A 24,934-nucleotide genomic window follows, 5' to 3' on the forward strand; every position below is an offset into this window, starting at 1 on the left:
ATTATTCTGCTAACACTTTTATGTTTTGTCTTCCAAGATTATCAATTGATAGTTCCATGTTATCCCCATCTTTTAAAAAAACAGGAGGATTCATTCCGAGACCAACTCCAGGAGGAGTGCCAGTAGTAATAATATCACCAGGCATTAAAGTTATGAAACTTGTAATATGTGCTATTAAAATGTTAAAATTAAAAATCATTTGTTTAGTGTTGCCTGTTTGATGTCTATTACTATTAACATCTAATGTTAAGTTCAAATTATTAACATCTTTGATTTCATCTTTGGTCACTAAATAAGGTCCTAAAGGTCCAAATGTATCACCAGATTTACCCTTAACCCACTGACCACCTTTTTCTTTTTGCCATTCACGTTCACTGATATCGTTACAAATACAGTATCCGAAAATATAATCTTGTGCATCTTTTTCTAAAACTCTTTTTGCTTTTTTCCCTATAACAAAAGCAATTTCAACTTCATGATCTAATTTTTTTGAATCCTTGGGTATAATCACATTATCGTTTGGTCCAACTATAGAATGAACTGACTTATTGAATAGAACTGGATTCTCTGGTGTTTTTGCACCTGTCTCTTTTGCATGTTCAGCATAATTTAAACCGATTGCAAAAAAATTTCCTGGTTTAGAAATACAAGACCCTATTCTTTCATTTTGACTTATCTCTTCCAAGCTCTCTAAATCTATATCTTTAATCTTATCTAGAGTTTCAAAATTGATACTTTCAGGATTTAAATCTTTAATAATCGATGATAAATTTCTATATTTTCCATCTTTATCTAGTGCTACAGGAATTTCTTGACCTTCTTTTCCAATTCTTAAAAATTTCATTTTTTATTCATTTTTTCAATCACATTATATAAAGAGCTATGATCTGTATTGCCATGTCCATCTGTTACAAGTTCTTTATACATTTCTTTAATTAAACTAGAAATAGGCAAATGAGTTTCAACAGCTTTTCCAGCATTAATGATATTAGTCATATCTTTTAACTGAGTTGTGGTTTTTCCTTTGGGTGAGAAATCTTTATTAATCATTCTTTTTCCATGAGTTTGTAATATTTTACTATCAGCCCATCCTCCTGATAAAGCTTCAATCATTTTACTTGGGTTGGTGCCAGATTTTTCACATAAAGTGATAGCCTCCGCTACAGCACCGATGGTTACACCCACGATAATTTGATTAGCTAATTTAGATATTTGGCCAGAAGATACTGGGCCTACTAATGTTGGGTTTCCTAATATTTTAAGTAGATCTACACATTCATTAAATGTTTTTTCATCACCGCCCACCATGATAGCTAAAGAAGCCTCTTCTGCTCCAATTGTTCCACCAGATACCGGTGCATCTAGGTAGTTAATTTTTTTTTCTTTTAACAATTTTGCACATTTTTTTGATAACACAGGGTTAATAGAGCTCATATCTATTACAGTGGCATTAGGTTTAATATTTTTTATAAACTCATCACTAATTATTACTTTCTCAACTGCAACATCATCTGTGAGCATTGTAATAATTACATCAGAACTGGTAACAACATCTTTGATGGATACAGATATTTCTGCTCCAAAATCTTTTAATCTTTCAGCTTTATCTTGAGATCTATTAAATGCTTTTAATTTATAACCAGATTTAATTAAGTTTTTTGCCATGGGAAACCCCATAAGACCAATTCCTATAAACCCAATTTGCATAAGTGTTAGCCTTTGATGCCTATGTGAGTATATTTAACATTAAGATAATCTTTGATGGCCATTGATCCACCTTCTCTTCCATATCCACTTTGTTTAATTCCACCAAATGGTGCCTCAGCAATTGCAACAACTCCTGTATTAACTGCTACAGATCCTGTTTCTAATCTTTCAGATGCCAGATGAGCTGTTTCCATAGAATTAGTACAAACATAACTGCATAAACCAAGATCATTATCATTGGCTCTTTCAATAACTTCATCAAAAGATTTAAATGACAATATCGGAACTAATGGTCCAAATGGTTCTTGTTTCATAATAGTAAAATCATCTTTTACATCATCAAAAACTGTTGGCTCATAATAAAAACCTTTATTAAAGCCTGCTGGTCTTTTTCCACCCAATAAAATTTTAGCTCCTTCTTGTTTAGTTTTCTCAACCAACTCTTCAATTTCTTCCAATCTTTTTTGAGTTGTTAATGGGCCTAATTGAGTGTCTGGATCTATGCCATTACCAATTTTTAACTTTTTAGTTTTTTCGATAAATAAATTTATAAATTCTTCTTTTTTACTTTCATGAATATAAAATCTATTAGGAGAAATACAAACTTGACCATTGTTTCTAAATTTTGCAGCAATAGCCATATCTGTTGCCTTTTTTATATCAGCATCATCGAAAACTATAAAGGGAGAATGGCCACTTAATTCCATTGTTACTCTTTGAACCTTATCAGCTGCTTGTTTTAAAATCAGCTTTCCAACTCTTACAGATCCAGTTATTGAAATTTTTTTAATTATATCTGATTGAATTAATTGAGAAGCTATACTTGGAGGATCACCTGATAAAAGGTTGACCGCTCCTGGTGGAACTCCACATTCTCTACAAATATCAACCAACTCCATCACTACACCAGGTGTGATTGTATCGGGTTTAATAATTACCGAACAACCCGCAGCAAGTGCTGTTGATATTTTTCTTGCTGCTAAAATAAGTGGAAAATTCCACGGTGATAATGCAGCTACAACTCCAACTGGTTGATAATAAACATGTACTCTTGTGTCTTCAAACCTGCTTTCAATAGTTTGACCAAAAATTCTCTTTGTCTCCTCAGCGTTCCATTCAAAAATATCTGCTGCACCATTTGTTTCACCAACACCTTCGACTAAAGGTTTGCCATTTTCTAAAGTCATCCATTTTGCCAGAACATCTTTTTTTTCTCGAAGTTTGTCTGCTATACGTCTTAGAATATAAGATCTTTCCCACGGTGTTATCTTTTTCCAAACTTGTAATCCTTTTTCAGCTGATTTTAATGCTCTGTCAACATCAGCAGGTGTTGCTTTTGATGCATGGCCTAAAACTTCTTCTGTTGCAGGATTGATAACTTCATAAGTTTCCTTGTTAGAAGAGGGCGACCAATTGCCATCGATAAATTGTCCAAATTTTTCGTACATAATTTGCTAAACCTTGAGTTGATTTTAAAAAATAATTATTCAAATTTTTAGCAAATATGTTTTAATCTTACAAATTAATAAAGGAGAAACTTATGAAAAAATATATTGTAATGGGTAATTATACAGCAAAGGCCTTCCAAGGTTTTATGAAAGACCCTAAGCAAGATAGATCAATTGCTGTAAAAGCATTAACTGAAGCAGTAGGTGGAACTTTTGAATCTTTTTATATTACGAGAGGTCCTTATGATTTCGTTGCAGTCACTTCAGGAGACATGCCTTATGAAAATTTTGCTGGTATAAAATTAGCTGTTGAAGCTAGTGGAACAGTAGAAAATATGGTTATACTCGAGGAGATGGATATGAATAAAGCAGCAGAGCTTGCTGCTAAAGCTATGGCTGGCTATAAGCCTGCTGGTTAATAATTTATGTTAACTTCCAGTTCAAAAAACTGGGAGTTAGCTAGTTTCAAATAAAGTTGGAAACATTTTTCCAGATAAATCATCACCATTTTTATAACCATTATCTTCCATAATAGCTCTTTCTTCTCTAGCCCAATTTCCTCTATAAATAATTTTAGAGTTTTCTTTTGCCATTCTTAATGTGTATCTATGAACATTTTTTTTAGGTGTAATAATATTTAATCCTCCATGTAATGTTCTAATATCAAAATAAATACAGTCACCAACTTCCAGATCCCATTGTAAAAATTCATAATCATCTTTATTTTCTAATATGTTAGGAGTTAATTCATATTTTTTTCCATTAACAACTCCAACCTTGCCATCAACTTCATGGCCATCATTAAATCTTGTTCTTAAAAATAGCTTATCCCATAAATGGGATCCTTTAACCCATGCTATACCATCTTCTTTTTTAACTGATTCAAGCGGTATCCACAATACACACATAGATCCTTCAAAATCGAAATATGATATATCATGATGAAAAGGTGGTGATGACTTTGATCCCGCTTCCCTAAAAAACCAATTATCCATTACTAAATTAATTTTTTGGGCTTCTAAAAGTTCTGCCTGCGATTTTGGGTGTTGGTGAATTAAATACAAAATCTTTAAATTCCTCATGTAAATTCCAAGTCCAAAAATCTTCATAATATCCTGGTAGTTTTTGGTTTTTTGTGTGATTTACAAATCTTGGGCTAGGACTTTCTTTACCTTTTTTAATTCCTTTTTTTAACTTTTCAATCCATGCGTTATCAAATTTGCCTTTAATCAAGACTGCACCATCTTTTTTAAATAGATTTACTTCTGCTTGGGTAATAATTTTGCTCATATATTATTATTATAATATAATGTAATAAAAATAAGATGAAAACATTAAGTGATACTTTTGGAAGAAAATTCCCCTACATAAGATTATCAATTACAGATGTATGTAATTACAGTTGCACCTATTGTCTACCACAAGGGTATAAAAAGACACCTGGAGACACGAGAAGTTTTATGTCTGCAGAAGAAATATCTAGATTAACAAAAGCGTTATCTGAATTAGGTGTTTGTAAAATTAGATTAACTGGTGGAGAACCAACAGTTAGAAAAGACTTTTTTAATATTCTTAAAGATATGAAGCAAAATTCAAATATACCCAAAGTAACAATGACAACTAATGGTTACCGTTTGGACAAAATAGCAGAACAATTATTTGAAGCTGGTTTGGATGGAATAAATATTAGTATAGACAGTTTAAATAGAGAAACTTTTAAAAAACTAACAGGACATGACAGGCTTGAAGAAATTTTAGAAGGTATAAAGATTTTACAAAGATTAAATTTCAAGAATATAAAAATTAATGCTGTTTTACTTAAAGATATTAATGATACCCAGGATGAGTTTAAAAAATTTGGAAATTTTATAAAAAATAACAAAATTGACTTTAGATTTATAGAATTGATGCAAACAGGTGATAATTTAGAGTATTTTAAAAAGAATCATGTTTCCTCTAAAATATTTAAAGATTTTTTAGAAAAAAATAACTGGATACCACAAACTTATGGAAAAGATGCAGGCCCTTCACTAAATTTTATACATCCAGAATTTAAAGGTAAATTTGGTTTAATTGCACCCTACTCTAAGGATTTTTGTCAAACATGTAACAGATTGCGAATTACCTCAAGAGGTGATTTGAGATTATGTTTGTTTGGTAATACTGGAATTAGTATTAGACATTTATTGCAAGATGATACTCAAAAAGATGAACTTGTGGATCTTATTATAAAGCAATTGCACCTTAAAAAAGAGTCACATTATTTAGAGCTTGGAGATACTGGAATTACTCCAAATTTATCAAGTACTGGAGGATAAATGGAAAACTTAAAAGTGATAAATGAAGAAAAATTAAAAGATTGGGCTAAGGAAATTTTTAAAAAAAATTCTTTTAATATGGTTGATGTATCATCAAAAAAAGAAACATTTAGAAGAGCATTGGCTTCTGGTAAAATTTATGTAGGAAAAGAAGTTTTTGACCTAATTAAAGATAAAGAAATGCCTAAAGGTGATCCGATCACTTTAGCTGAGGTATCAGCAGTCTTAGGTGTTAAAAAAACTAGTGAATTGATTCCACTATGCCATCCACTTCCAATAGATCATACAGCAACTAAAATTATCATGCATGATGATGATGCTTCATTAGAGGTTTTTTGCGTTGTGTCTGCTGTTGCAAAAACTGGGGTAGAAATGGAAGCTATTATGGGTGTTAATACTGCACTAATAACTATTTATGATCTAAGTAAAATTGTAAATCCACATCTTAGAATTGATAATGTTAAATTACTAATTAAAGAAGGTGGAAAAAGTGGTTTATGGACTAATCCTGATGGCTTACCAGAATTTTTAAAAGATATTTTTTAAACATGAAAATTAAGCTTGAACTATTTGGAGCAAGTAGAGATTTTAGTAATAAAGAGTTCTTAGAATTTGACATTAAACAAAAGATTGAAATTAAAGATTTTAGGAAAGAGGTAATTAATTATTTAGATAAAAACTTTAAGGGTAATGAAAGTTTTATTAAAATTGTAAAAAATTCTGTTTTTTGCTCAGAAGATAATAATATTGTTAGTGATGACTTTAAAATTATAAAAGATCAAAAAATTGGGATTATACCTCCAATAGGTGGTGGTTGATGCTACATACAAAAATAATAGATATTAAAAAAAACAAAATAAAAACTTCTGTAGCAGAAGCATTTATAAAATCTTCATCATATGGTGCATCCATTATTTTTAATGGTACGGTTAGAAATATTAATGAAAATAAAGAAGTTGTTGGAATAACTTATGATAGTCATGACGAATTAGTATTAAAAAGCTTTGATGAAATTTATAAAGAAACCACTGTAAAATTAAAAATTATCGATAAAGCAGTATTTATAGAACATATTAAAGGTTATGTAGGACTAGGTGAAACTAGTATAATTATTGCAGTTGCTTGCAAACATAGAGATGAAACCTATGTATTATCTAGATATATTATTGAAGAAATTAAAAAAAGATCTCCTATATGGAAAAAAGAACATTATAAAAATGAACAAAGTGAGTGGCTAAAAGGTAATCCTATTAAAAATGAAAAAATATAAACATTCAGAAATAACACCTGAACAAATATACAATAAAAGAAGAAAGTTTATTAAATCGATTGGCTTAGGTGTAGGTTCATTATCCTTAAGTAGTATACCGTTTTTAAACAATGCTTATTCACAAAATAAAAATGAACTAACTTCATATGAGGATATAACAAGATACAACAATTATTATGAGTTTGGGACTGGAAAAGGTGATCCTTTCAAAAATTCACAAGAATTTATTACTAAACCTTGGAGTGTTACCATTGAAGGTGAAGTAGACAATCCAATTACACTTTCAGCTGAAGAAATAATTTCTTTATTTCCTTCTGAAGAAAGAATTTACAAACTTAGATGTGTTGAAGGTTGGTCTATGGTTATTCCTTGGATGGGATTTTCTCTGAGCAAATTACTTAGTAAAGTATCTATTAAAAATACTGCAAAATTTGTTGAATTTGAAAGTGTTTATGACCCTGAACAAATGAAAGGCCAGAGATATCCAGTTTTAAATTGGCCCTATAGAGAAGGATTAAGAATTGACGAAGCTATGCATCCTATAACAACAGTTGTCACTGGGCTTTATGGAAAGGCATTACCCAACCAAAATGGCGCTCCATTGAGAATTTTTGTTCCATGGAAATATGGTTTTAAAAGTGCAAAAGCAATTGTTAAAATAAAATTAGTTAAAAAAATGCCTACTTCATCTTGGATGAGATCGTCCCCAAGAGAATATGGTTTTTATTCAAATGTTAACCCAAATGTTTCGCATCCTAGATGGTCACAAGCAACAGAACGTGTCATAGGTGAAGGTATTTTGTCCCCCAGAATTGAAACAGAAATGTTTAATGGGTATGGTGATGAAGTTGCAAATTTATATTCAGGTATGGATTTAAAGAAAAACTTTTAAATACATAAAATTTTTTTATAAAATATGCAAAAATATATAAAAATACCAATTTTTTTTTTATCTTTACTACCAATATTAATTATTTTTTATCAAATTATCTTTAACCAGTTAGGTCCAGAACCTGTAAAAGAAATTACACATGTAACTGGTAATTGGACACTTCGTTTTATTATAATCACACTTGCAATGACTCCTTTACAAAAGTTTACTAAATTAAATTTCTGGATTAGCTATAGAAGAATGTTTGGCTTGTTTGTATTTTTTTATGCATCAGCGCATATGATGACTTATGTAGGAATAGATTATCGCTTTGATTGGTCTAGTATTAGTGATGATATTATTAAAAAAAAATTTATATTTGCTGGATTTTTAGCTTGGCTTTTATTAGTGCCACTTGCTCTTACTTCATCTAAAAGAATGATAAGGTTGTTAAGAGATAAGTGGAAAAAACTACACAAACTTATTTATATAATTTCTTTATTGGGAATTATTCACTATTTATGGTTAGTTAAAGTAGTTACAGTTGAACCCTTAATCTATCTTATTATTATTGTAATTTTACTTACGCTAAGAGTTAAAATGAAATTTAATTAATTAATTAATTTTTTTTCAGGAACACAAATCTCTGATCTTGTTAAAAATCTTCTGCCAGTTCCATTATCAAGTGAAAACATTCCACCCATTCCTTTAATGCAATCAATAATTAAATCTGTATTTTTCCATGCTTCATGTTGGGTTTCGCTTATATAAAAAGGAACACCTCCAATTTTACCAATTAAAACATCATCATCGCTTATAAGAAATTCTTTAACTGGATAACACATCGGGGCACTACCATCACAACATCCACCAGATTGATGAAAAAGCAATTCTTTACCATGATCTTTCTTTAGATCTTCAATTAACTCTAACGCTAATGGTGTTGCTGAAACTTTCATAGTTATATGGCCTGTAGTTTAATACAGGCCATCATAATATATCTGTTAAAAGAAGCCTAATTTTTTCTCACTGTATGACACGTGTAAGTTTTTCACCTGTCTATAATGATCAAGCATCATTTTATGTGTTTCTCTACCAATTCCAGATTGTTTATAACCTCCAAAAGCAGCATGAGCTGGATAAGCATGGTAACAGTTAGTCCAAACTCTTCCTGCTTGGATCCCTCTTCCCATTCTATAAGCAATATTTCCATTTCTAGTCCAAACACCTGCTCCTAAACCATAAAGAGTATCATTTGCAATTTCTAATGCATGCGCTTCATCTTTAAATTTAGTAACTGATACAACTGGACCAAAAATTTCTTCTTGGAAAACTCTCATAGAGTTATCACCTTCAAAAATAGTAGGTTGGATATAATTACCTTTTTCCAAACCACTGTTTAAGTTAGCAACTTCACCTCCACATAGAACTTTAGCACCCTCTTTCTTACCTAAATCTAAGTAAGATTTTATTTTCTCCATTTGCTCTAATGATACTTGAGCACCAATCATGGTTTCCATTTTTAAAGGGTTATCTTGTGTTACAGCTTTTGTTCTAGCGATAGCTCTTTCCATAAATTTATCATAGATAGATTCTTGAATTAAAGCTCTACTAGGACAAGTACAAACTTCTCCCTGATTAAGAGCAAACATTGTAAAACCCTCGAGACATTTATCAAAGAATTCATCATCTTGATCCATGACATCTTCAAAGAAAACATTTGGAGATTTTCCACCTAATTCTAAAGTTATTGGAATTAAATTTTGAGCAGCATACTGCATAATCAAACGTCCAGTTGTTGTCTCACCCGTAAAAGCAATCTTTCTGATTCTTTTAGATGAAGCTAATGGCTTACCTGCTTCAAGACCAAAACCACTTACAACATTAAGAACTCCTGGAGGTAATAGATCCCCAATTAATTCCATTAATAGTAAGATTGATGCTGGTGTTTGTTCAGCTGGTTTTAAAACTACACAGTTTCCTGCAGCAAGTGCTGGTGCAAGTTTCCATGTTGCCATTAATAACGGGAAGTTCCAAGGTATAATTTGTGCAACTACACCAAGTGGCTCAGGTATATGATAAGAATATTCACTGTTACTTATCTCTGAAACAGAACCTTCTTCTGCTCTTATGGCTCCAGCAAAATATCTCCAATGATCAACAACTAATGGTAAATCAGCTGCCATACATTCTCTGATTGGCTTTCCATTATCTAGACATTCAGCAGTAGCTAAAAGCTCAAGGTTTTTTTCAATAACATCAGCTATTTTAAGTAGAATGTTAGATCTTTCAGTTATTGATGTAATTCCCCAAGCAGGAAAAGCAGCATGTGCAGCATCCAAAGCAGCTTCAACATCTTTTGCATCTGATCTTGGAACAGAACATATAACTTCATTATTGATTGGACTTACGTTGTCAAAATATTTTCCCGATTTTGGTTCAACGAATTTTCCTCCTATAAAATTTCCATATTTTTCTTTAAATGGAAATTTAACTTTTAAGTGGGACGTATCTAGTAACGGAGATCGTCCACCTTTTACTGTTTCTGTGCTCATTTTTATCCTCTCTCTCTTATTATTATTCTTTAGCTTATTTTTTTTTGATGGCTTACGTAACTTCTTTTTGGTCACACCCTTTTTCTTTTTAACTTTTTTAATATTTTTAGGTGATCGTTTGACCAAGTTTTTCTTAATTTTTTTTTTGGCTTTACGTTTAGACTTTTTGGCTGTTTTTTTCTTTGTAGTAGCCATCCAATATTTAAACAAAATTTAATATTAAGGTCTATGTATTATATTATTAAATTTCTACTCAAGATTGAATAAAACCCTACATCTTGTGCTTAATTGAAATGTGTCTAATAATTTAACCATGAATGAAAATACAAAAAAAGAATTACAGTCTTCTACTTTTGAGAGATTACTTAAGCATTTAGATGAAAGAAAAGATGTTCAAAATATAGATATCATGAACCTTGCTGGTTTTTGCAGAAACTGTTTATCAAAATGGTATCGAGAAGAAGCAGAGAAAAAAGGTATTGAAATTTCAGACCTTGATGCACGCGAACATGTCTATGGAATGCCTTATCCAGAGTGGAAAGAAAAATATCAAAAATAATTATTTTTCTTTAAGTCTCGGAAATAGTTCTACAAAATTACAAGGTTTATGATTTATATCTAGCTGATGTTTTAAAATTCCGTCCCAAGCATCCGTAACACCACCAGAAGATCCTGGTAGAGCAAACACATATTTACCATTAGCTAGCACAGCACACGCTCTAGACTGAATAGCAGAAGTGCCAACCGTTTTTAAACTAATTGTTCTAAACACCTCTCCAAAACCTGGGATATGCTTATCAGCAATTTCATTCACTGCCTCTGGTGTGATATCTCGACCTGTAAGTCCTGTTCCACCTGTTGTAATTACAACGTCTATTTTAGATTGATTAATCCAATCTTTAAGGATTATAATAATGTCTTCTTTGTTATCTTTGCAAATTTTTCTATCTATTAATTTATGTTTAGCCTCCTCTATTTTTTTTACTAAGATCGCACCTGACTTATCATTCTCAAAAGTTCTAGTGTCCGTAACTGTTAAAAGTGCTATATTTACAATCATAAATTTAAAATAATTATTATGATTATATTATCATTTTTATTTCTTCTAACAGCAACTTTATATTCAAGTGTTGGATTTGGGGGTGGCTCTACTTATCTAGCTCTTCTATTAATCTGGGATGTTCCTTACTTAATCTTTCCTGTAATTGCCCTCTTTTGTAATATTATTGTCGTATCAGGAAATTGTATTAACTATATTAAAGCTGGGAATATCAATCTTAAGATACTTACACCATACTTAATATCATCTGTTCCTCTTGCATTCATAGGTGGATCATTATCAGTAGATAAAGAAGTTTTTGAAATTTTACTTTTTGTCGTCTTGACACTAGCAGGAGCTCTACTTCTTCTGAAATTTCAATCTTTTGATCAAAAAATTGAAGTTTATAAAAAGATACCAATAATATTATCATTATTGATTGGTGCATCTATTGGATTTGTATCTGGTGTGGTTGGTATTGGTGGTGGTATATTTTTAAGTCCAATACTATTATTGGTCAGAGTTGATAGCGTTAAGAACATTGCAACAGCAGCATCTCTTTTTATATTAATCAATTCTATGTCAGGACTTGCTGGTCAATTCACAAAATCTTCTGTAATAAATGAAATTTATAGCTATTGGCCATTATTTCTTTTAGTTTTATTGGGAGGTCAATTAGGAAACTATTTAAATCTTAAAATTTTTCCTGCAAGAATGTTGGCTTTAGTAACATCGGCACTTGTCATATTTGTCGCTATTCGAATGGGACTGAAGTTGTTTGCATAACACAAGTATTAAATTATTATAGATAAAATATGAAAACATTCAGAGCTTTTGGACCAACTATAGGAAAAACAAAGTTATCCAAAAAAATTATTACTATATTAAATAATCACATTGATAAGTCTCAATTATCAAAAAAAAATGATTATAGCTCTAAGCTAGCAAGTCAAATTAAGAATGAAATCAAGATTCCTAAAACATTGGTTAGTAAGAGTTTGTCTAAAGAGTTAATAAAAAATATCAAAAATTATCTTGATAAATCTGATGTAAAAAAAATTAAAGAAATCAAAATAATTAATCTATGGGTAGTTAGACAATTAAAAAATGAATATAATCCTATTCATTATCATGAGGGACAATTGTCAGGAGTTGGCTATCTTAGAATCCCAAAAGATATGAATCAAAATAAACTTGTTAAAAATAAAAAGTTTAAAACTAATGGAACTATTGATTTTATTAATGGGCAAACACACTTTTTGAGTAAAAGTATTTATAATTTAAACCCTAAATTAGGGGATCTATTGATTTTTCCAAATTATTTAATGCATACAGCCTACCCATTTAACGTAGATGGTGAAAGAAGATCTTTCTCTTTTAATGCTAAAATATTATTCAAAAAATAATTGCTAATCACTCAATTAGTTATATAAATAGTTAACCGATTTGATCCATATTGCAGGTACTAACTGCTAAAAAGGAAATCATTAAATTAATTGGTAAGGGTAGTTGGACTATATTGTGCACCTGGCATAAAGCTAAAGCACTAAAAAAGTAAGGAACAAAGATGGATATAAATTTTTTCAAAGAAACCAGAGTTCTAGATGGTGGAATGGGTCAAGAGTTATTAGCGAGAGGTGTAGAAGCAAATGGTACCCTCTGGAGTGCTAATGCATTATTGCAGGAAAAATATCATCAGCTTTTGCTTGATACGCACTTAGATTTTATAAATTCAGGTGCTGAGATTATTGTAACAACAACATTTACCACAAGAAGAATGAGATTAAGGGATAATGGTGTTGAAGATAAATTTGAGTATTTAAATACTAAAGCTGGTGAAATAGCTAAAAAAGCAAAAGATTTAAATCCACATATTTTAGTTGCTGGAGGATTGCCTCCTCAATATTTAACCTATGAAGCAGACACAAGAGCTAATGATGAAATTAAAGAAAATTTCTATGATCAAGCAAAATTACTTGATCCTTTTATAGATTTTTTTTATTTTGATGTATTAAGTAGCGTAAGAGAGTTTAAATTAGCTATCGAAGCCATAAAAAGTTTCAATAAACCTTATCTAATTGGTGCCCATGTGTCTGAGGGAGTAAAGTTACCAAGTGGTGAAAATATTTCTGAGATTATCACAACAATAAATCACAAAAGTTTACTTGGAATAATACTTTCTTGTGTATCACCAGAAAATTATGAAAAAAATATTAATGAAATAAAAAGTTTAGATGTTCCATTTGGCTTTAAACTCAATGGGTTTATTACAACAAAACCTACAGCTGGTTACACAAATACTTTTAATAAAAGTAAAACAGGAAACCCAAATGAATTTCTGGGTCACAGAGAAGATCTAGTGCCAGAAAAGATGGCTTTATTTGTAAAGAAATTTAAAGAAGCTGGGGCCACTATTTTAGGAGGTTGCTGTGAAACCAGACCATCACACATTAAGGAGATGGCTAAACTTAAGTAATTTTTTTATTTCCTGCTTTTTTTACAAAATAAAGCCCAACTAAAACCGCCAATAGTGAAGTTAAAACTTTATCAGTAATTAATTCATCTAAAAATATATAACTTAATATAATTCCAAAAATAGGTATTAAGTAAGAAACTTGAGACTGAAATATTAGTCCATTGTTCTTTAAAATTCTAAATCTGAGAAGCCATGCTAAACCTGTTGATACTAAACCAAGATAAACTACAGAAATACTTGACACTATTGAGGGTGTAGTTTCCCAAGGTTTTTCTATAAAAGAAACTAAGGGTATCAAAATTATTATAGCCCAAATTAATATAGACCCTGTTACATTTTCATTTTTTTTATTACTGATTTTAAGAGTTAACACTCCACCTATGACATAACAAGTTGATCCAAGTAAAATCATTAATGCAGAGAAAAAATTATTATCATTAATCAAAAAATTGTCTGAAAATAAATAAACTATTCCTGAAAAACCAATTAATATTCCAAATGTTTTAATAAAGTCAAATTTTTCATTTTTAGTAAAAAAATGTCCTAATACAGTTGAGCTTAATGGTGTAGTAGACATTAATATTGCTGCTAAATTACTTTGAACTGATTTTACACCATAGGCGATTAAAAAAAAAGGTAGCACCAAATTTACAAATCCAATTATAGCAAACCAATACCAATCTTTCGAAAAAGCTTCTATTTTTATTTTTTTATAAAAACATAATAATAGTACTGGAATTGATCCAAAAAAAACCCTTAAGAAAGCAATAGTAATTGGACCAAAAGATTCTGTCGCAATCTTAATGTTAAAAAAAGCTGACGCCCATATTAAAGATAAAATTACTAATAAAATATAATCAATTAATTTAGGCTGTCTCATTCAATTATATCTTCAACTTTCCCATTTGTAATTTTTTGAATATTTTTAAAATTAATCTTAAAAACACAGTTTGGATGTCCTGCTGCAGCAAATAGTTCATTAAACCTTTCTAAAGATTTATCTATAAAAATTTCTAGCTTACTTAAATGACCTACTGGTGAAACGCCACCTATTGTATAGCCAGTTTGAGTTTTAACTTCTTCTGGAGAAGCCATATAGATATCTTTTATATTCTTAATCTTTTTTAATTTATTTAATGAACATCTCTTATCTCCTGCTACTAAGCATAAAATAAAAACATCACCAGCTTTAAAAAGTAAGCTTTTGACAATCGCGCCAACATTGCATTCTAACGCTTTAGCAGCATCTTGTGCAGTTCTAGCTGAATTTTCTAAAATAATAACCTCTAAAGATTTATCAAAATCTTTAAGAGATTTTTCTGCTCTTTTAACCGGTTCTTTATCTAATAAGCTCATATTTCAACTAACAATTGATTGCTAATTTAGCAAATAATGTTGTAATTCATATGTAAAAAACGCATAGGTGATATTTATTAATCAAGCAATATTGTTTTAAACAAATTTGTTAATAATGTGCAACAAAATTTAAAAAGGAGAAACTATGACTGCTAGCAATGTATTAAAATTTATCAAAGATAAAGAAGTAGAATTTATTGATTTAAGATTTACTGATCCCAGAGGAAAACTTCAGCATTTAACTATGGACCATACGATTGTTGATGAAGAAATGCTAAACGAAGGTGTTTTTTTTGACGGTTCATCCATAGCTGGGTGGAAGGCTATCAACGAGTCAGATATGATTTTAAAACCTGATACATCAAGACTTGTTATGGATCCTTTTACCTCTCATAACACTTTGATACTTTTTTGTGATATTTTAGATGCTGTTAAAAAATCCCCCTACGAAAGAGACCCAAGAGGAACAGCTAAAAAAGCAGAAGAATATTTAAAAAAATCTGGTGTTGGTGATAAAGCGTTTTTTGGTCCTGAACCAGAATTTTTTGTTTTTGATGATGTTAGAATTAATAATGATCCAAATAATACTGGTTTCATAATAGACAGCAAAGAAGGTCCTTATAATTCTGGAACTGCCTATGCTAATGGAAATATGGGTCATAGACCCCCAGTTAAAGGTGGATATTTTCCAGTGCCTCCAGTTGATAGTGAACAAGATATGAGAGGTGAATATTTAAAAAGTCTAAAAGAAGTGGGTGTTAAGGTTGAAAAACATCATCACGAAGTTGCTCCAAGTCAACATGAGCTAGGTATGGTTTTTGGAACTTTAGTTGAAACAGCTGATAATGTTCAACTTTATAAATATGTAGTTCAAATGGTTTCTCATTCATTTGGGAAAACAGCAACATTTATGCCCAAGCCTGTTGCCGGTGACAATGGTTCTGGAATGCATATTCATCAATCAATTTGGAAAAATGATAAACCTGTTTTTTCTGGTGAAGCTTATGCTGGATTATCAGAAACAGCATTACATTATATTGGTGGTATTTTAAAACATGCAAAAGCTATTAATGCTTTTTCAAATTCAACAACAAATAGCTACAAAAGATTAATCCCAGGATTTGAAGCACCAGTACTATTAGCTTACTCCGCAAGAAATAGATCTGCATCTTGTAGAATACCGATTAGTTTAAATAAAAATGGTGCTAGATGTGAGATAAGATTTCCTGATGCTTCAGGAAACCCTTACTTAACTTTTGCTGCTATGCTTATGGCTGGTTTAGATGGTATTAAAAATAAAATTCATCCAGGTGAATCTTTTGACAAAGATCTTTATGACTTACCTCCTGAAGAAGTTAGAAATATCCCAACTGTTTGTGGCTCCCTAAGAGAAGCTATGGAGAGTTTAGATAAAGATAGAGATTTTTTAACTGAAGGTGGTGTATTTACAGATGATCAAATTGATGCTTACATTGCATTAAAGTTTGAAGAGATACATAGATTTGAACATGCCCCTCATCCTGTTGAGTTTGAGATGTATTACAGCAGCTAAAATTATTACTGTCTAGTAGTTGCGATTTTATCTTTGTTAATTCCTTTTTTAACAACATAATCCTGCGTGCCATTAGCACCAGTATTTACTTCAGTTCGAAGAGTTTTAAAGAATGTTCTTTCTTTTAAAGACTTTTCAAGACTTTTAACAAGATTTTTAAATTCAAATTTATTCATTTCTATTTATTATCCTAGATATGCATAGATTGCAATGCTGATATGCGTATTTGTTATATTAGACTTTAAAAGATTCTCCACAACCACAACGCTCTGACTCATTAGGATTATTGAATACAAATGATGAAGAAAACTCCTCTTTTTTATAGTCCATTTCAGTTCCAAGTAGATACATTACAGCTGCGGCATCAACAAAAACCTTAACGCCTTTATCTTCGATAATTTCATCAGTTGGATTAACTTCTTTAGCATATTCCATTACATATGACATGCCAGCACAACCACCAGATTTAACCGCAACTCTAACACCAATTGAACTTGATTCAATTCCGGACATAATTTCTTTGATACGACTTGCAGCGTTATCACTTAATTTAATTATAGGATTCATTATAAATTTAACTCCAATTTAGCTGCTTCAGACATCATTGACTTTTCCCAAGGTGGTTCAAAAACTAAATCAAGATCAACTTCTTTAATACCTTCCACTTGCATGGCACTATCTTTAACCTCTTGGGGTAAGCTTTCAGCGACAGGACAGTTGGGTGTTGTTAGGGTCATTATGATTTTAGCCTTATCCTCTTTTACCTTAACATCATAAATTAAACCTAATTCATAAATATTAACTGGTATCTCGGGATCATAAATTTTTCTAATTTCAGCTATTACTTGTTCTCTTAAATCCATAATATTATCTAGTTTTCAGTATTGATTTCTTCTTGAGTTTTGTCAATTGCAGAAATTAAAGTGTGCCATGATAATGTCGCACATTTTACTCTCATTGGATATTGTTTTACTCCAGATAAGCACATTAACTTAGTTTTTTCATCTTCCTGCAAATTTTTTGATTTTAATTCAGGGTTTTCTTTAATCATACCCAAAAAATCAATTACAATTTCTTTGACTTGAGCTTCTTCTTTTCCTTTCATTAAATCAGTCATGATTGATGCTGACGCCATTGAAATTGCACAGCCACTTCCTTCAAATGAAACATCTTGTACTTTTTTGTCTTCATCCAATTTTAGAAATATATGAACATTATCACCACATAAAGGGTTATTACCTTTTGCATCTTTGTTAAAATTTTCTGTCTTTCTTAAATTGTGTGGATTTTTTCCATGTTCTAAAATAATTTCTTGATAAAGTTCTTTAATATTCATTATAAATTAAAAATTTTTTTACAATTATTTATTGAGCTATTAAGTTGGTCTAGATCTTCTCTTGTATTATAAACACCTAAAGAAGCACGTGCGCTTGCTGAAATTCCTAATTTATCATGTAAGATTTGACAGCAATGGTGTCCAGCTCTTATAGCAACACCATCTTCATCTAATATAGTGGCTATATCGTGTGGATGTACGCCTTCAATTGTAAAAGATAAAACTGCAGCTCTATTTTTAGGATTACCTATTAACTTAACAGAATTGTTCCTTTTTAAGATTTCTTGTCCATATTCAATTAATTCTTGTTCATGTTTGATCATGCTTTCTATTCCAACTTTTTCTAGAAACTTTATAGATTGATCAAAGGCAATAACTTGTGCTGTTGCCATTGTTCCTGCTTCATACTTGTTTGGTAAATCACCATAAGTAATACTGTCTTTTTTAACGTCATTAATCATACCACCACCACCTTGATAAGGAGGTAATTGTTCTAACCATTTTTTTTTAGCATAAAGCACTCCAAGACCAGTTGGTCCATACATTTTATGACATGAAATAGCGTAAAAATCACAGTCAATATCTTGCATATCTAACTTTAAATGTGGCGCACCCTGACAACCATCAACTAAAACTGCGATACCTTTTGAGTGAGCTAATTCTGTTATTTCTTTAACTGGCAAAACAGCTCCAGTCACATTAGATAAATGAGTAATAGCAATTAATTTTGTTTTTGGATTTATTTTTTTTTCAATACTTTCGAGAGTAATTTCCCCATCATCATTAATTTCTGCAAATTCAATCTTAATTCCTTTTGATTGTCTTAAAAAGTGCCATGGCACATAATTAGAGTGATGTTCGAGTTCAGTTATAAGAATTTCGTCTCCATGTTCTAAATATTGTTGGCCAAAAGTATTAGCCACAAGGTTAATTGCTTCTGTGGCACCTTTAGTAAATACAATTTCATTTTTATCTTTGGCATTAATATATTTTTGAACGGAAGATCGTGTATTTTCATAAAGATTAGTTGCTGCCACAGCTAAGTAATGAACACTTCTGCCTGTATTTGAAAATTCATTAGTATAAAATTCGTTAACTCTATCAATTACTGATTGTGGTTTTTGAGATGAGTTAGCACTATCAAGATAAACAAGATCGTTATTATGAATCTTGTTACTAAATATTGGAAACTCTTTTTTTATGTCTGATATACTCATTCTGTAATTCCTATCATATTTTTAATTAGATCTTTAATTTCTATATCTGTAATTTTTTCTACTGCATCAAGTAAAAAACCATTGATTAATAATTCTTTTGATTGCTGATTACTCAAACCACGAGACATCAAGTAAAATATTGCATCTTCATCTAAATTTCCAGATGTTGCTCCATGAGAGCATTTTACATCATCAGCATAGATCTCAAGTTCTGGTTTTCCATCAAATTCAGTATTCTCATTTAATAATAAAGCCTTACTAAGTTGATACCCATTTGTTTTTTGGGCTTTTGAGTCTACATAAATTTTACCTTGATAAATACCTTTTGCATTTTCATTTAAAACACTTTTAATTAATTGATAGCTTTTTGTATTTTCAGCTAGATGATTAATATTGGTTTTGATTTCATGATGTTGTGAGTTTGTTAAATTTATTATTCCATTAATAAATGCTGAGCTGTACTCATCATTTAAATTACAATTAATTTCATTTTTTATAAATTTAGACCCAGTCGAAAAAATAAAGTTTTCTGAAATACTATTTTTTTCTAAATTAATATTATTATAAGAGTATTTAATATTAGAATTTTTTTTATGATCAATCTTATAATTTTTAAGAATAGCATCTTGTGCAATATCAAAATTTTGAACTATATTTATAAAATTATTTTCAGAACTATCATCAAATAAATCTATAAGTTTCAAACTACTATTTTTTTCAAGAACAATGTCTGTTTTCAAATTGATCGCTGTTGATTTAAGCTCTTTGGTTGTAATATTGTATATAATTAATGGCTCATTCATTGAATAGTTTTCTTTAACCGTTACCCTGATATAGCTGGCAATGAGAGCATTGTTCAATGAAACCAATGAATTAACTTCTTTAGAATTTTCATTTTGATTTAAATCTCTTGTTATCAAAACTTTAGTGTCATCTTCATTGCTAAAATCAACTTTTGAAATTACTCCATTAAGAAAAATTATCTTATTATGTGCAAATTCATCAATAAAGCTAGTTTCATCAATCTCACTTATCTTAAAGTCGGTATGGAAGCGTAAATTTTCAATATTAGAAGAAATTATCTGATTCAAATCTGAAAATTTCCAATCCTCCGCTCTTTTATTTGGAAAACCATTCTCCACAAATTGATTAAAGTTTTCTTTTCTAGAATTTATACTTTTCTCTGAAAGTTTTAAACTTCCTATGACTTTATTAAAATCTACTTTTAGTTGTTCCATAATCTAGCTTAAACTTTCGTATCCTTTGTTTTCAAGTTCTAATGCAAGTTCTGACCCACCCGATTTAACTATTTGTCCATTAATTAATACATGCACAAAATCTGGTTTTATATATTCTAATAATCTTTGATAATGAGTAATGATTAAAAAAGAACTTTCTTTACTCCTTAATGCATTAACACCTTCTGAAACTATTTTTAAAGCATCGATATCAAGTCCGGAATCTGTTTCGTCTAGAATAGACAGCTTAGGGTTTAATATAGACATTTGAAGTATTTCATTTTTTTTCTTTTCTCCACCAGAAAAACCTACATTTAATTGTCTGCTTAATATTTTTTCATCAAATTTTAATTCGCCTGCTTTTTGTTTAACTAATTTTAAGAATTCAATGGCATCTAATTCTTTTTCACCTTTAGCTTTTTTAATTGCATTTAGAGATGTTTTTAAGAATATATTGGTATTAACTCCTGGTATTTCCAGTGGATATTGGAATGCTAAAAATATTCCTTTATGAGCTCTTTCTTCAATCTCTAAATCTAAAAGATTTTCATTAAAATACTTTACTTCGCCAGTTACTGTGTAACCTTTTTTCCCTGAAAGAACATTTGATAGAGTGCTTTTACCAGATCCATTCGGTCCCATAATCGCATGCACTTCCCCTGGCTTAATTTCTAAATTTAATCCTTTTAATATTTCTTTATTATCAATATTTGCTTTAAGATCTTTAATTGTTAACATTAACCAACACTCCCTTCTAAACTGATACCAACTAATTTTTGCGCTTCAACAGCAAATTCCATTGGAAGCTGCTGTAACACTTCTTTGCAAAAACCATTAACAATTAAACTAACAGCCTCTTCTTGATTTAAACCTCTTTGATTACAGTAAAATAATTGTTCTTCACTAATTTTTGATGTAGTAGCTTCATGCTCAATATTTGAGCTAGAATTTTTATTCTTTATGTATGGAACTGTATGTGCTCCACACTTGTTACCCATCAAAAGAGAATCGCATTGAGTAAAATTCCTCGCATTATCAGCATTTCTAGCGATATCCACTAATCCTCTGTATGTATTATCAGCAAAACCAGCCGATATACCTTTAGAAATTATTTTGCTTTTTGTATTTTTTCCAAGATGGATCATCTTTGTACCAGTGTCTGCTTTCTGATGATTATTGGTGATAGCTATTGAATAAAATTCTCCAACAGAATTATCTCCTTTTAAAATACAACTTGGATACTTCCATGTGATTGCTGAACCTGTCTCGACTTGTGTCCATGAAATTTTTGAATTTTTGCCCTTACATAATCCTCTTTTAGTAACAAAATTATAAATACCTCCTACACCATCTTTATCTCCAGGGTACCAATTTTGAACCGTTGAATATTTAATTTCAGCATCATCTAGTGCAATTAATTCTACATTAGCAGCATGCAATTGATTTTCGTCTCTCATTGGTGCAGTACACCCTTCTAAATAACTTACATAACTTCCTTTATCAGCAATAATCAAAGTTCTTTCAAATTGACCTGTTTCTGTAGCATTAATTCTAAAATAAGTAGAAAGTTCCATCGGGCATCTTACACCTTCAGGAATATAAACGAATGACCCATCAGTAAAGACTGCTGAATTAAGTGTTGCAAAATAATGATCTGATAATGGAATTACAGAACCTAAATACTTTTTTACTAACTCAGGGTGTTCTCGTATCGCTTCTGACATAGAACAAAAAATAATTCCTTTTTTATTTAACTCACCCTTAAATGTTGTTGCAACAGAAACAGAATCAAATACAGCATCAACTGCAATTCCATTAAGTCTTGCTTGTTCTTGCAATGGAATTCCAAGTTTATTGTAAGTCTCTAATAATTTTGGATCTAACTCATCTAAACTTTTTGGTTTATCATCCATACTTTTTGGTGCAGAATAGTAATAAAGATTTTGGTAATCTATTTTAGGATATTTTGGTTTTTGCCAGTTTGGTTCTTTTAATTGTTTTAACCTTTCAAATGCTTTTAGTCTCCAATCAAGCATCCATTGTGGTTCTTTTTTAATATTTGAAATAAATTTAATTACTTCTTCATTTAAACCTTTCGGAGCTCGAGTATTTTCAATATCTGTTGAAAAACCGTATTTATAATCTTTTAATTTTTCTATTTCTTTTTCTCTTGCGTCCATTTTAATTTCTACTTTCTGAAGAATTGTTAATAAGATCTTTTAAGTTTTTTTGTTCAAAAAAATTATTGATATGAACTTCAAGTTCATCCCACAAATTATGAGTAATGCATTTTGATGTTTTACTATTACATCCTTTTTTTGACTCTTTTTTACACTGAACAGTTTTAACTTCTTCATCTACAGCATTAAGTATATTGGCTAGCTTAATTTGAACAGGATCTTTGTTTAAAACATACCCACCATTGGCGCCTCTAGTGCTTTTCACTATATTATGTTTTTTTAACTTTGAAAATATTTGTTCTAAAAAATCTAAAGATATGCCCTGCCTTAAGGATATATCCCTTAAAGATACAGGATTTATGCTATTAAAATTAGCTAAATCAGCTAAAGCCATTACTGCATATCTGCCTTTTGATGTTAACTTCATACTTTTAATGTTAATTATTTATTTACCCTTTAATAATGGGCTTTTTATACAAACCTGACTAAATTAGTCAAGTATATATCATATAAAAAAAGTTAACATATTGTCGCTTACTTATGATAGATGTAATTTTTTTTGAGAATAATAATCAATAACACTTATGGATAACAAAATTGTAGAAGTTTTTATACCTGGACCTGCGGGGAGAATGGAGGCCAAGTATTACAAGAGTAATAAGATTACATCACCAATCGCGTTAGTGTTACAGCCTCATCCTCAATATGGAGGAACAATGAATAATAAAGTTGTAGTAGATACATTTCATACATTTATGGAAAATGAGTTTTCTGTTTGTAGGGTAAATTTTAGAGGTGTTGGAAAAAGTGATGGAGAGTTCGATAATGGTCAAGGTGAATTAGCAGATGCTGCTGCTGCTTTAGATTGGTTAGAAAGAGAAAATTTTGATAACTCACAATGTTGGGTTTCGGGATTTTCTTTTGGATCTCTAATAGCTATGCAGCTACTTATGAGAAGACCTGAAATAAACAGATTCATTGCTATATCTCCTCAACCTAATGTATATGATTTTTCATTTTTATCTCCTTGTCCAACTTCAGGTTTGATGATTTATGGAAAAAAGGATGAACTAGTTCCTTTGGAGTATATCACTGATCTAAATAAAAGATTAAGTGCTCAAAAAGGTATTAATGTTTCTTTTCAAGCAATAAACGATGCTAATCATTTTTTTACTAAAACTGAAGATGTTTTAATAAAAAGCTTGGATAAATATATAAAAAAAGAATCTGCTTTATTTTAATAGTTTTTAATTAAAGCACCACCAGAACAAGGTTTTGTTACATTGGTCGTTTTGGGAAATGATATTTTTTTTTTTAAAAAAGACCTAATCGCAAGATATGCAAAAGCTTGTGACTCTACAAAATTACCATCAATTTTATAATCATCTATTAAACAAAGACTCACATTAGATGGAAGTTTATCTTTAACACCATTAATTAAAGATGAATTTTTTCTACCACCCCCACAAATAAGTATATTTAATTTTTTATCTCTATCGAAATTAATTGATGTAACAATCGATTGATAAATTAAGAAGGCTGTAAAATCAGTTAAAGTTGAAACACCGTCTTCCAAAGAAAGTCCGCGAACAAAATTTAAGTCAAAATCTTTAATATCAAAAGAAATACTATTATTCTTTTTTATATTATTAAAGTTATCAATTGCTTGATTTAAGATAATTTTATCTGTTTTTCCAGCTTTAGCTAATTCACCATTTTTATCAAATCTTTCTTCACTATTTTTTCTTACCCACTCATCCAATAAACAGTTGCCTGGTCCAATGTCATAACTTCTTAAATCCTTAAGATCCCTGGAAGAAATTATCGTTATATTGGCTATACCCCCAATATTTAAAATACATGCGGGCAAATTAATTTGATTTTGGTTAATTAACAGTAAGTGAAAAATAGGTGCTAAAGGTGCCCCCTGCCCCCCATTAATCATATCATTTTCTCTGAAGTTATAGATAACTTTTTTCTTTAATAAGTTTGATAATAAATAAGCATCACCAAGTTGTCTCGAAATTTTTTCATTTGCGTTATGAAATATAGTCTGTCCATGGAATCCTATTAAATCGATATCGAAAGAATAATCATTAATGATTTTTTTACATATAGATGCGTGAAATAATGTAATTTTTCTCTCAAGGTTTTCCAGTAAAACTGAGTTAATCTCCAGATCTCTAGAAGAGTTGATTTTATTCCTTATATAAACCAAATCTCTATACAATTCTTCATCAAATTTAAAATATTGATCAAAAACTGCTTCATATTTATCTTCACCATTTGATTTAATGATTGAAGCATCAATTCCATCCATTGAAGTTCCACTCATTAATCCTAGTGATGTATAAATTTTTTCCATTCTTAT

General features: G+C 30.2%; 31 protein-coding genes, 1 pseudogene and 1 riboswitch. Of the genes and pseudogenes, 13 read left to right on the forward strand and 19 right to left on the reverse strand.

What is annotated here, in order from left to right; all coding sequences use genetic code 11:
* Window position 1: 1 nt before the first annotated feature.
* Genes ABXT58_RS04935 through ABXT58_RS04945 form a run of 3 tightly spaced genes read right to left on the reverse strand, consistent with a single transcriptional unit; the run spans window position 2 to window position 3,155 of the window.
* Window positions 2-844, reverse strand: coding sequence for a fumarylacetoacetate hydrolase family protein (locus tag ABXT58_RS04935; RefSeq protein ID WP_415303583.1), 843 nt, complete (start codon window positions 842-844; stop codon window positions 2-4).
* Window positions 841-1,707: an NAD(P)-dependent oxidoreductase gene (locus ABXT58_RS04940; protein ID WP_415303584.1), complete on the reverse strand. Its 867-nt coding sequence runs from the start codon at window positions 1,705-1,707 to the stop codon at window positions 841-843. Before ABXT58_RS04940 ends, ABXT58_RS04935 begins: the two co-directional genes overlap by 4 nt.
* A gap of 5 nt (window positions 1,708-1,712) precedes the next feature.
* Entirely contained in the window at window positions 1,713-3,155 is a 1,443-nt protein-coding gene (locus ABXT58_RS04945) for an NAD-dependent succinate-semialdehyde dehydrogenase (protein WP_415303585.1), read from the reverse strand.
* 92 nt (window positions 3,156-3,247) lie between these two features.
* Here ABXT58_RS04945 and ABXT58_RS04950 point away from each other — a divergent pair, with 92 nt between their 5' ends.
* Window positions 3,248-3,574 carry a GYD domain-containing protein gene (locus tag ABXT58_RS04950; RefSeq protein WP_415278724.1) on the forward strand — a complete coding sequence of 109 codons (327 nt, stop codon included), beginning with the start codon at window positions 3,248-3,250 and terminating at the stop codon, window positions 3,572-3,574.
* Window positions 3,575-3,610: 36 nt separating this feature from the next.
* Here ABXT58_RS04950 and ABXT58_RS04955 read toward each other — a convergent pair.
* Window positions 3,611-4,445, reverse strand: a pseudogene (locus ABXT58_RS04955) (phytanoyl-CoA dioxygenase family protein).
* Between the two features lie 35 nt (window positions 4,446-4,480).
* On the opposite strand from ABXT58_RS04955, the gene moaA reads away from it, so the two are divergent.
* From moaA to ABXT58_RS04985, 6 genes are read left to right on the forward strand one after another with little or no spacing between them, the layout of a single operon-like run.
* Complete coding sequence (gene moaA / locus ABXT58_RS04960) at window positions 4,481-5,473, forward strand: GTP 3',8-cyclase MoaA (RefSeq protein WP_415303586.1); 993 nt, start codon at window positions 4,481-4,483, stop codon at window positions 5,471-5,473.
* Window positions 5,474-6,019 carry a cyclic pyranopterin monophosphate synthase MoaC gene (gene moaC, locus ABXT58_RS04965; protein ID WP_415303587.1) on the forward strand — a complete coding sequence of 182 codons (546 nt, stop codon included), beginning with the start codon at window positions 5,474-5,476 and terminating at the stop codon, window positions 6,017-6,019. It begins immediately after the preceding gene.
* Between the two features lie 2 nt (window positions 6,020-6,021).
* Complete coding sequence (locus tag ABXT58_RS04970; protein ID WP_415303588.1) at window positions 6,022-6,291, forward strand: molybdopterin biosynthesis protein MoeD; 270 nt, start codon at window positions 6,022-6,024, stop codon at window positions 6,289-6,291.
* Window positions 6,291-6,743, forward strand: a complete 453-nt coding sequence (locus ABXT58_RS04975; RefSeq protein ID WP_415290965.1) for a molybdopterin synthase catalytic subunit — start codon at window positions 6,291-6,293, stop codon at window positions 6,741-6,743. Before ABXT58_RS04970 ends, ABXT58_RS04975 begins: the two co-directional genes overlap by 1 nt.
* Window positions 6,730-7,635 carry a protein-methionine-sulfoxide reductase catalytic subunit MsrP gene (gene msrP, locus ABXT58_RS04980; protein ID WP_415303589.1) on the forward strand — a complete coding sequence of 302 codons (906 nt, stop codon included), beginning with the start codon at window positions 6,730-6,732 and terminating at the stop codon, window positions 7,633-7,635. The genes ABXT58_RS04975 and msrP overlap by 14 nt, the downstream gene beginning before the upstream one ends.
* Window positions 7,636-7,659: 24 nt before the next feature.
* Window positions 7,660-8,229 (forward strand): sulfite oxidase heme-binding subunit YedZ, encoded by a 570-nt coding sequence (locus ABXT58_RS04985; protein ID WP_415303590.1) that lies wholly within the window; start codon window positions 7,660-7,662, stop codon window positions 8,227-8,229.
* Here the strand turns inward: ABXT58_RS04985 and ABXT58_RS04990 are convergent.
* Together ABXT58_RS04990 and ABXT58_RS04995 are read right to left on the reverse strand one after the other, a co-directional pair.
* Window positions 8,226-8,573: a DUF779 domain-containing protein gene (locus ABXT58_RS04990; RefSeq protein ID WP_168606501.1), complete on the reverse strand. Its 348-nt coding sequence runs from the start codon at window positions 8,571-8,573 to the stop codon at window positions 8,226-8,228. The genes ABXT58_RS04985 and ABXT58_RS04990 overlap by 4 nt on opposite strands.
* Before the next feature lie 45 nt (window positions 8,574-8,618).
* Complete coding sequence (locus tag ABXT58_RS04995) at window positions 8,619-10,169, reverse strand: aldehyde dehydrogenase family protein (protein ID WP_415304915.1); 1,551 nt, start codon at window positions 10,167-10,169, stop codon at window positions 8,619-8,621.
* Between the two features lie 313 nt (window positions 10,170-10,482).
* Between ABXT58_RS04995 and ABXT58_RS05000 the strand changes: the two genes are divergently transcribed.
* On the forward strand, window positions 10,483-10,728 hold the full coding sequence (locus ABXT58_RS05000; protein WP_415303591.1) for a DUF1244 domain-containing protein: 246 nt from the start codon (window positions 10,483-10,485) through the stop codon (window positions 10,726-10,728).
* Here ABXT58_RS05000 and ABXT58_RS05005 read toward each other — a convergent pair whose 3' ends face one another.
* On the reverse strand, window positions 10,729-11,229 hold the full coding sequence (locus ABXT58_RS05005) for a molybdenum cofactor synthesis domain-containing protein (RefSeq protein ID WP_415278677.1): 501 nt from the start codon (window positions 11,227-11,229) through the stop codon (window positions 10,729-10,731). It abuts the gene before it with no gap.
* Between the two features lie 18 nt (window positions 11,230-11,247).
* Between ABXT58_RS05005 and ABXT58_RS05010 the strand changes: the two genes are divergently transcribed.
* The 3 genes from ABXT58_RS05010 (at window position 11,248) to ABXT58_RS05020 (ending at window position 13,684) form a co-directional block, all read left to right on the forward strand.
* On the forward strand, window positions 11,248-11,994 hold the full coding sequence (locus ABXT58_RS05010; RefSeq protein WP_415303592.1) for a TSUP family transporter: 747 nt from the start codon (window positions 11,248-11,250) through the stop codon (window positions 11,992-11,994).
* A 29-nt stretch (window positions 11,995-12,023) separates the two neighbouring features.
* Entirely contained in the window at window positions 12,024-12,614 is a 591-nt protein-coding gene (locus ABXT58_RS05015) for a 2OG-Fe(II) oxygenase family protein (RefSeq protein WP_415303593.1), read from the forward strand.
* A gap of 88 nt (window positions 12,615-12,702) precedes the next feature.
* A riboswitch (SAM riboswitch) is annotated at window positions 12,703-12,766 on the forward strand.
* A gap of 9 nt (window positions 12,767-12,775) precedes the next feature.
* Window positions 12,776-13,684: a homocysteine S-methyltransferase family protein gene (locus ABXT58_RS05020; protein ID WP_415303594.1), complete on the forward strand. Its 909-nt coding sequence runs from the start codon at window positions 12,776-12,778 to the stop codon at window positions 13,682-13,684.
* On the opposite strand, the gene ABXT58_RS05025 is transcribed toward ABXT58_RS05020, so the two are convergent.
* Both ABXT58_RS05025 and ABXT58_RS05030 read right to left on the reverse strand, forming a co-directional pair.
* Window positions 13,677-14,564 (reverse strand): DMT family transporter, encoded by an 888-nt coding sequence (locus tag ABXT58_RS05025; RefSeq protein ID WP_415303595.1) that lies wholly within the window; start codon window positions 14,562-14,564, stop codon window positions 13,677-13,679. The two genes, ABXT58_RS05020 and ABXT58_RS05025, sit on opposite strands and share 8 nt — an antisense overlap.
* The gene (locus ABXT58_RS05030; RefSeq protein ID WP_415303596.1) at window positions 14,561-15,040 is read right to left on the reverse strand and encodes a YbaK/EbsC family protein; all 480 of its coding nucleotides are present in this window, start codon (window positions 15,038-15,040) and stop codon (window positions 14,561-14,563) included. Before ABXT58_RS05030 ends, ABXT58_RS05025 begins: the two co-directional genes overlap by 4 nt.
* 145 nt (window positions 15,041-15,185) lie before the next feature.
* Between ABXT58_RS05030 and glnA the strand changes: the two genes are divergently transcribed.
* On the forward strand, window positions 15,186-16,592 hold the full coding sequence (gene glnA / locus ABXT58_RS05035) for a type I glutamate--ammonia ligase (RefSeq protein ID WP_415303597.1): 1,407 nt from the start codon (window positions 15,186-15,188) through the stop codon (window positions 16,590-16,592).
* A gap of 5 nt (window positions 16,593-16,597) precedes the next feature.
* Here glnA and ABXT58_RS05040 read toward each other — a convergent pair whose 3' ends face one another.
* From ABXT58_RS05040 to ABXT58_RS05080, 9 genes are read right to left on the reverse strand one after another with little or no spacing between them, the layout of a single operon-like run.
* Entirely contained in the window at window positions 16,598-16,768 is a 171-nt protein-coding gene (locus ABXT58_RS05040) for a hypothetical protein (RefSeq protein ID WP_169036262.1), read from the reverse strand.
* Between the two features lie 58 nt (window positions 16,769-16,826).
* Entirely contained in the window at window positions 16,827-17,159 is a 333-nt protein-coding gene (locus tag ABXT58_RS05045) for a HesB/IscA family protein (RefSeq protein WP_415303598.1), read from the reverse strand.
* On the reverse strand, window positions 17,159-17,455 hold the full coding sequence (locus tag ABXT58_RS05050) for an iron-sulfur cluster assembly protein (RefSeq protein ID WP_415278668.1): 297 nt from the start codon (window positions 17,453-17,455) through the stop codon (window positions 17,159-17,161). Before ABXT58_RS05050 ends, ABXT58_RS05045 begins: the two co-directional genes overlap by 1 nt.
* Before the next feature lie 8 nt (window positions 17,456-17,463).
* Entirely contained in the window at window positions 17,464-17,928 is a 465-nt protein-coding gene (sufU, locus tag ABXT58_RS05055) for a Fe-S cluster assembly sulfur transfer protein SufU (protein ID WP_415303599.1), read from the reverse strand.
* The gene (locus ABXT58_RS05060; RefSeq protein WP_415303600.1) at window positions 17,928-19,145 is read right to left on the reverse strand and encodes an aminotransferase class V-fold PLP-dependent enzyme; all 1,218 of its coding nucleotides are present in this window, start codon (window positions 19,143-19,145) and stop codon (window positions 17,928-17,930) included. The genes sufU and ABXT58_RS05060 overlap by 1 nt, the downstream gene beginning before the upstream one ends.
* Window positions 19,142-20,383, reverse strand: a complete 1,242-nt coding sequence (sufD, locus tag ABXT58_RS05065; protein WP_415303601.1) for a Fe-S cluster assembly protein SufD — start codon at window positions 20,381-20,383, stop codon at window positions 19,142-19,144. The genes ABXT58_RS05060 and sufD overlap by 4 nt, the downstream gene beginning before the upstream one ends.
* A gap of 3 nt (window positions 20,384-20,386) precedes the next feature.
* Window positions 20,387-21,121 carry a Fe-S cluster assembly ATPase SufC gene (gene sufC / locus ABXT58_RS05070; protein ID WP_271492524.1) on the reverse strand — a complete coding sequence of 245 codons (735 nt, stop codon included), beginning with the start codon at window positions 21,119-21,121 and terminating at the stop codon, window positions 20,387-20,389.
* A complete protein-coding gene (gene sufB, locus ABXT58_RS05075; protein ID WP_415303602.1) occupies window positions 21,121-22,563 on the reverse strand; it encodes a Fe-S cluster assembly protein SufB in 1,443 nt (480 codons plus the stop codon). The genes sufC and sufB overlap by 1 nt, the downstream gene beginning before the upstream one ends.
* A 1-nt stretch (window position 22,564) precedes the next feature.
* Complete coding sequence (locus ABXT58_RS05080; RefSeq protein ID WP_415303603.1) at window positions 22,565-22,990, reverse strand: RrF2 family transcriptional regulator; 426 nt, start codon at window positions 22,988-22,990, stop codon at window positions 22,565-22,567.
* Between the two features lie 169 nt (window positions 22,991-23,159).
* On the opposite strand from ABXT58_RS05080, the gene ABXT58_RS05085 reads away from it, so the two are divergent.
* The gene (locus ABXT58_RS05085; RefSeq protein ID WP_415304916.1) at window positions 23,160-23,804 is read left to right on the forward strand and encodes an alpha/beta hydrolase; all 645 of its coding nucleotides are present in this window, start codon (window positions 23,160-23,162) and stop codon (window positions 23,802-23,804) included.
* Here ABXT58_RS05085 and ABXT58_RS05090 read toward each other — a convergent pair.
* Window positions 23,801-24,928, reverse strand: coding sequence for an anhydro-N-acetylmuramic acid kinase (locus ABXT58_RS05090; RefSeq protein ID WP_415303604.1), 1,128 nt, complete (start codon window positions 24,926-24,928; stop codon window positions 23,801-23,803). The genes ABXT58_RS05085 and ABXT58_RS05090 overlap by 4 nt on opposite strands.
* Window positions 24,929-24,934: the final 6 nt, after the last annotated feature.

The organism is Candidatus Pelagibacter sp. Uisw_090 (assembly GCF_047717845.1).
Lineage (GTDB): Bacteria > Pseudomonadota > Alphaproteobacteria > Pelagibacterales > Pelagibacteraceae > Pelagibacter.

Coding starts and splice junctions, on each gene's coding strand:
- ABXT58_RS04935 (WP_415303583.1), bottom strand. CDS start 844: ATGAAATTTTTAAGAATTGGAAAAGAAGGTCAAGAAATTCCTGTAGCA.
- ABXT58_RS04940 (WP_415303584.1), bottom strand. CDS start 1,707: ATGCAAATTGGGTTTATAGGAATTGGTCTTATGGGGTTTCCCATGGCA.
- ABXT58_RS04945 (WP_415303585.1), bottom strand. CDS start 3,155: ATGTACGAAAAATTTGGACAATTTATCGATGGCAATTGGTCGCCCTCT.
- ABXT58_RS04950 (WP_415278724.1), top strand. CDS start 3,248: ATGAAAAAATATATTGTAATGGGTAATTATACAGCAAAGGCCTTCCAA.
- moaA (WP_415303586.1), top strand. CDS start 4,481: ATGAAAACATTAAGTGATACTTTTGGAAGAAAATTCCCCTACATAAGA.
- moaC (WP_415303587.1), top strand. CDS start 5,474: ATGGAAAACTTAAAAGTGATAAATGAAGAAAAATTAAAAGATTGGGCT.
- ABXT58_RS04970 (WP_415303588.1), top strand. CDS start 6,022: ATGAAAATTAAGCTTGAACTATTTGGAGCAAGTAGAGATTTTAGTAAT.
- ABXT58_RS04975 (WP_415290965.1), top strand. CDS start 6,291: ATGCTACATACAAAAATAATAGATATTAAAAAAAACAAAATAAAAACT.
- msrP (WP_415303589.1), top strand. CDS start 6,730: ATGAAAAAATATAAACATTCAGAAATAACACCTGAACAAATATACAAT.
- ABXT58_RS04985 (WP_415303590.1), top strand. CDS start 7,660: ATGCAAAAATATATAAAAATACCAATTTTTTTTTTATCTTTACTACCA.
- ABXT58_RS04990 (WP_168606501.1), bottom strand. CDS start 8,573: ATGAAAGTTTCAGCAACACCATTAGCGTTAGAGTTAATTGAAGATCTA.
- ABXT58_RS04995 (WP_415304915.1), bottom strand. CDS start 10,169: ATGAGCACAGAAACAGTAAAAGGTGGACGATCTCCGTTACTAGATACG.
- ABXT58_RS05000 (WP_415303591.1), top strand. CDS start 10,483: ATGAATGAAAATACAAAAAAAGAATTACAGTCTTCTACTTTTGAGAGA.
- ABXT58_RS05005 (WP_415278677.1), bottom strand. CDS start 11,229: ATGATTGTAAATATAGCACTTTTAACAGTTACGGACACTAGAACTTTT.
- ABXT58_RS05010 (WP_415303592.1), top strand. CDS start 11,248: ATGATTATATTATCATTTTTATTTCTTCTAACAGCAACTTTATATTCA.
- ABXT58_RS05015 (WP_415303593.1), top strand. CDS start 12,024: ATGAAAACATTCAGAGCTTTTGGACCAACTATAGGAAAAACAAAGTTA.
- ABXT58_RS05020 (WP_415303594.1), top strand. CDS start 12,776: ATGGATATAAATTTTTTCAAAGAAACCAGAGTTCTAGATGGTGGAATG.
- ABXT58_RS05025 (WP_415303595.1), bottom strand. CDS start 14,564: ATGAGACAGCCTAAATTAATTGATTATATTTTATTAGTAATTTTATCT.
- ABXT58_RS05030 (WP_415303596.1), bottom strand. CDS start 15,040: ATGAGCTTATTAGATAAAGAACCGGTTAAAAGAGCAGAAAAATCTCTT.
- glnA (WP_415303597.1), top strand. CDS start 15,186: ATGACTGCTAGCAATGTATTAAAATTTATCAAAGATAAAGAAGTAGAA.
- ABXT58_RS05040 (WP_169036262.1), bottom strand. CDS start 16,768: ATGAATAAATTTGAATTTAAAAATCTTGTTAAAAGTCTTGAAAAGTCT.
- ABXT58_RS05045 (WP_415303598.1), bottom strand. CDS start 17,159: ATGAATCCTATAATTAAATTAAGTGATAACGCTGCAAGTCGTATCAAA.
- ABXT58_RS05050 (WP_415278668.1), bottom strand. CDS start 17,455: ATGGATTTAAGAGAACAAGTAATAGCTGAAATTAGAAAAATTTATGAT.
- sufU (WP_415303599.1), bottom strand. CDS start 17,928: ATGAATATTAAAGAACTTTATCAAGAAATTATTTTAGAACATGGAAAA.
- ABXT58_RS05060 (WP_415303600.1), bottom strand. CDS start 19,145: ATGAGTATATCAGACATAAAAAAAGAGTTTCCAATATTTAGTAACAAG.
- sufD (WP_415303601.1), bottom strand. CDS start 20,383: ATGGAACAACTAAAAGTAGATTTTAATAAAGTCATAGGAAGTTTAAAA.
- sufC (WP_271492524.1), bottom strand. CDS start 21,121: ATGTTAACAATTAAAGATCTTAAAGCAAATATTGATAATAAAGAAATA.
- sufB (WP_415303602.1), bottom strand. CDS start 22,563: ATGGACGCAAGAGAAAAAGAAATAGAAAAATTAAAAGATTATAAATAC.
- ABXT58_RS05080 (WP_415303603.1), bottom strand. CDS start 22,990: ATGAAGTTAACATCAAAAGGCAGATATGCAGTAATGGCTTTAGCTGAT.
- ABXT58_RS05090 (WP_415303604.1), bottom strand. CDS start 24,928: ATGGAAAAAATTTATACATCACTAGGATTAATGAGTGGAACTTCAATG.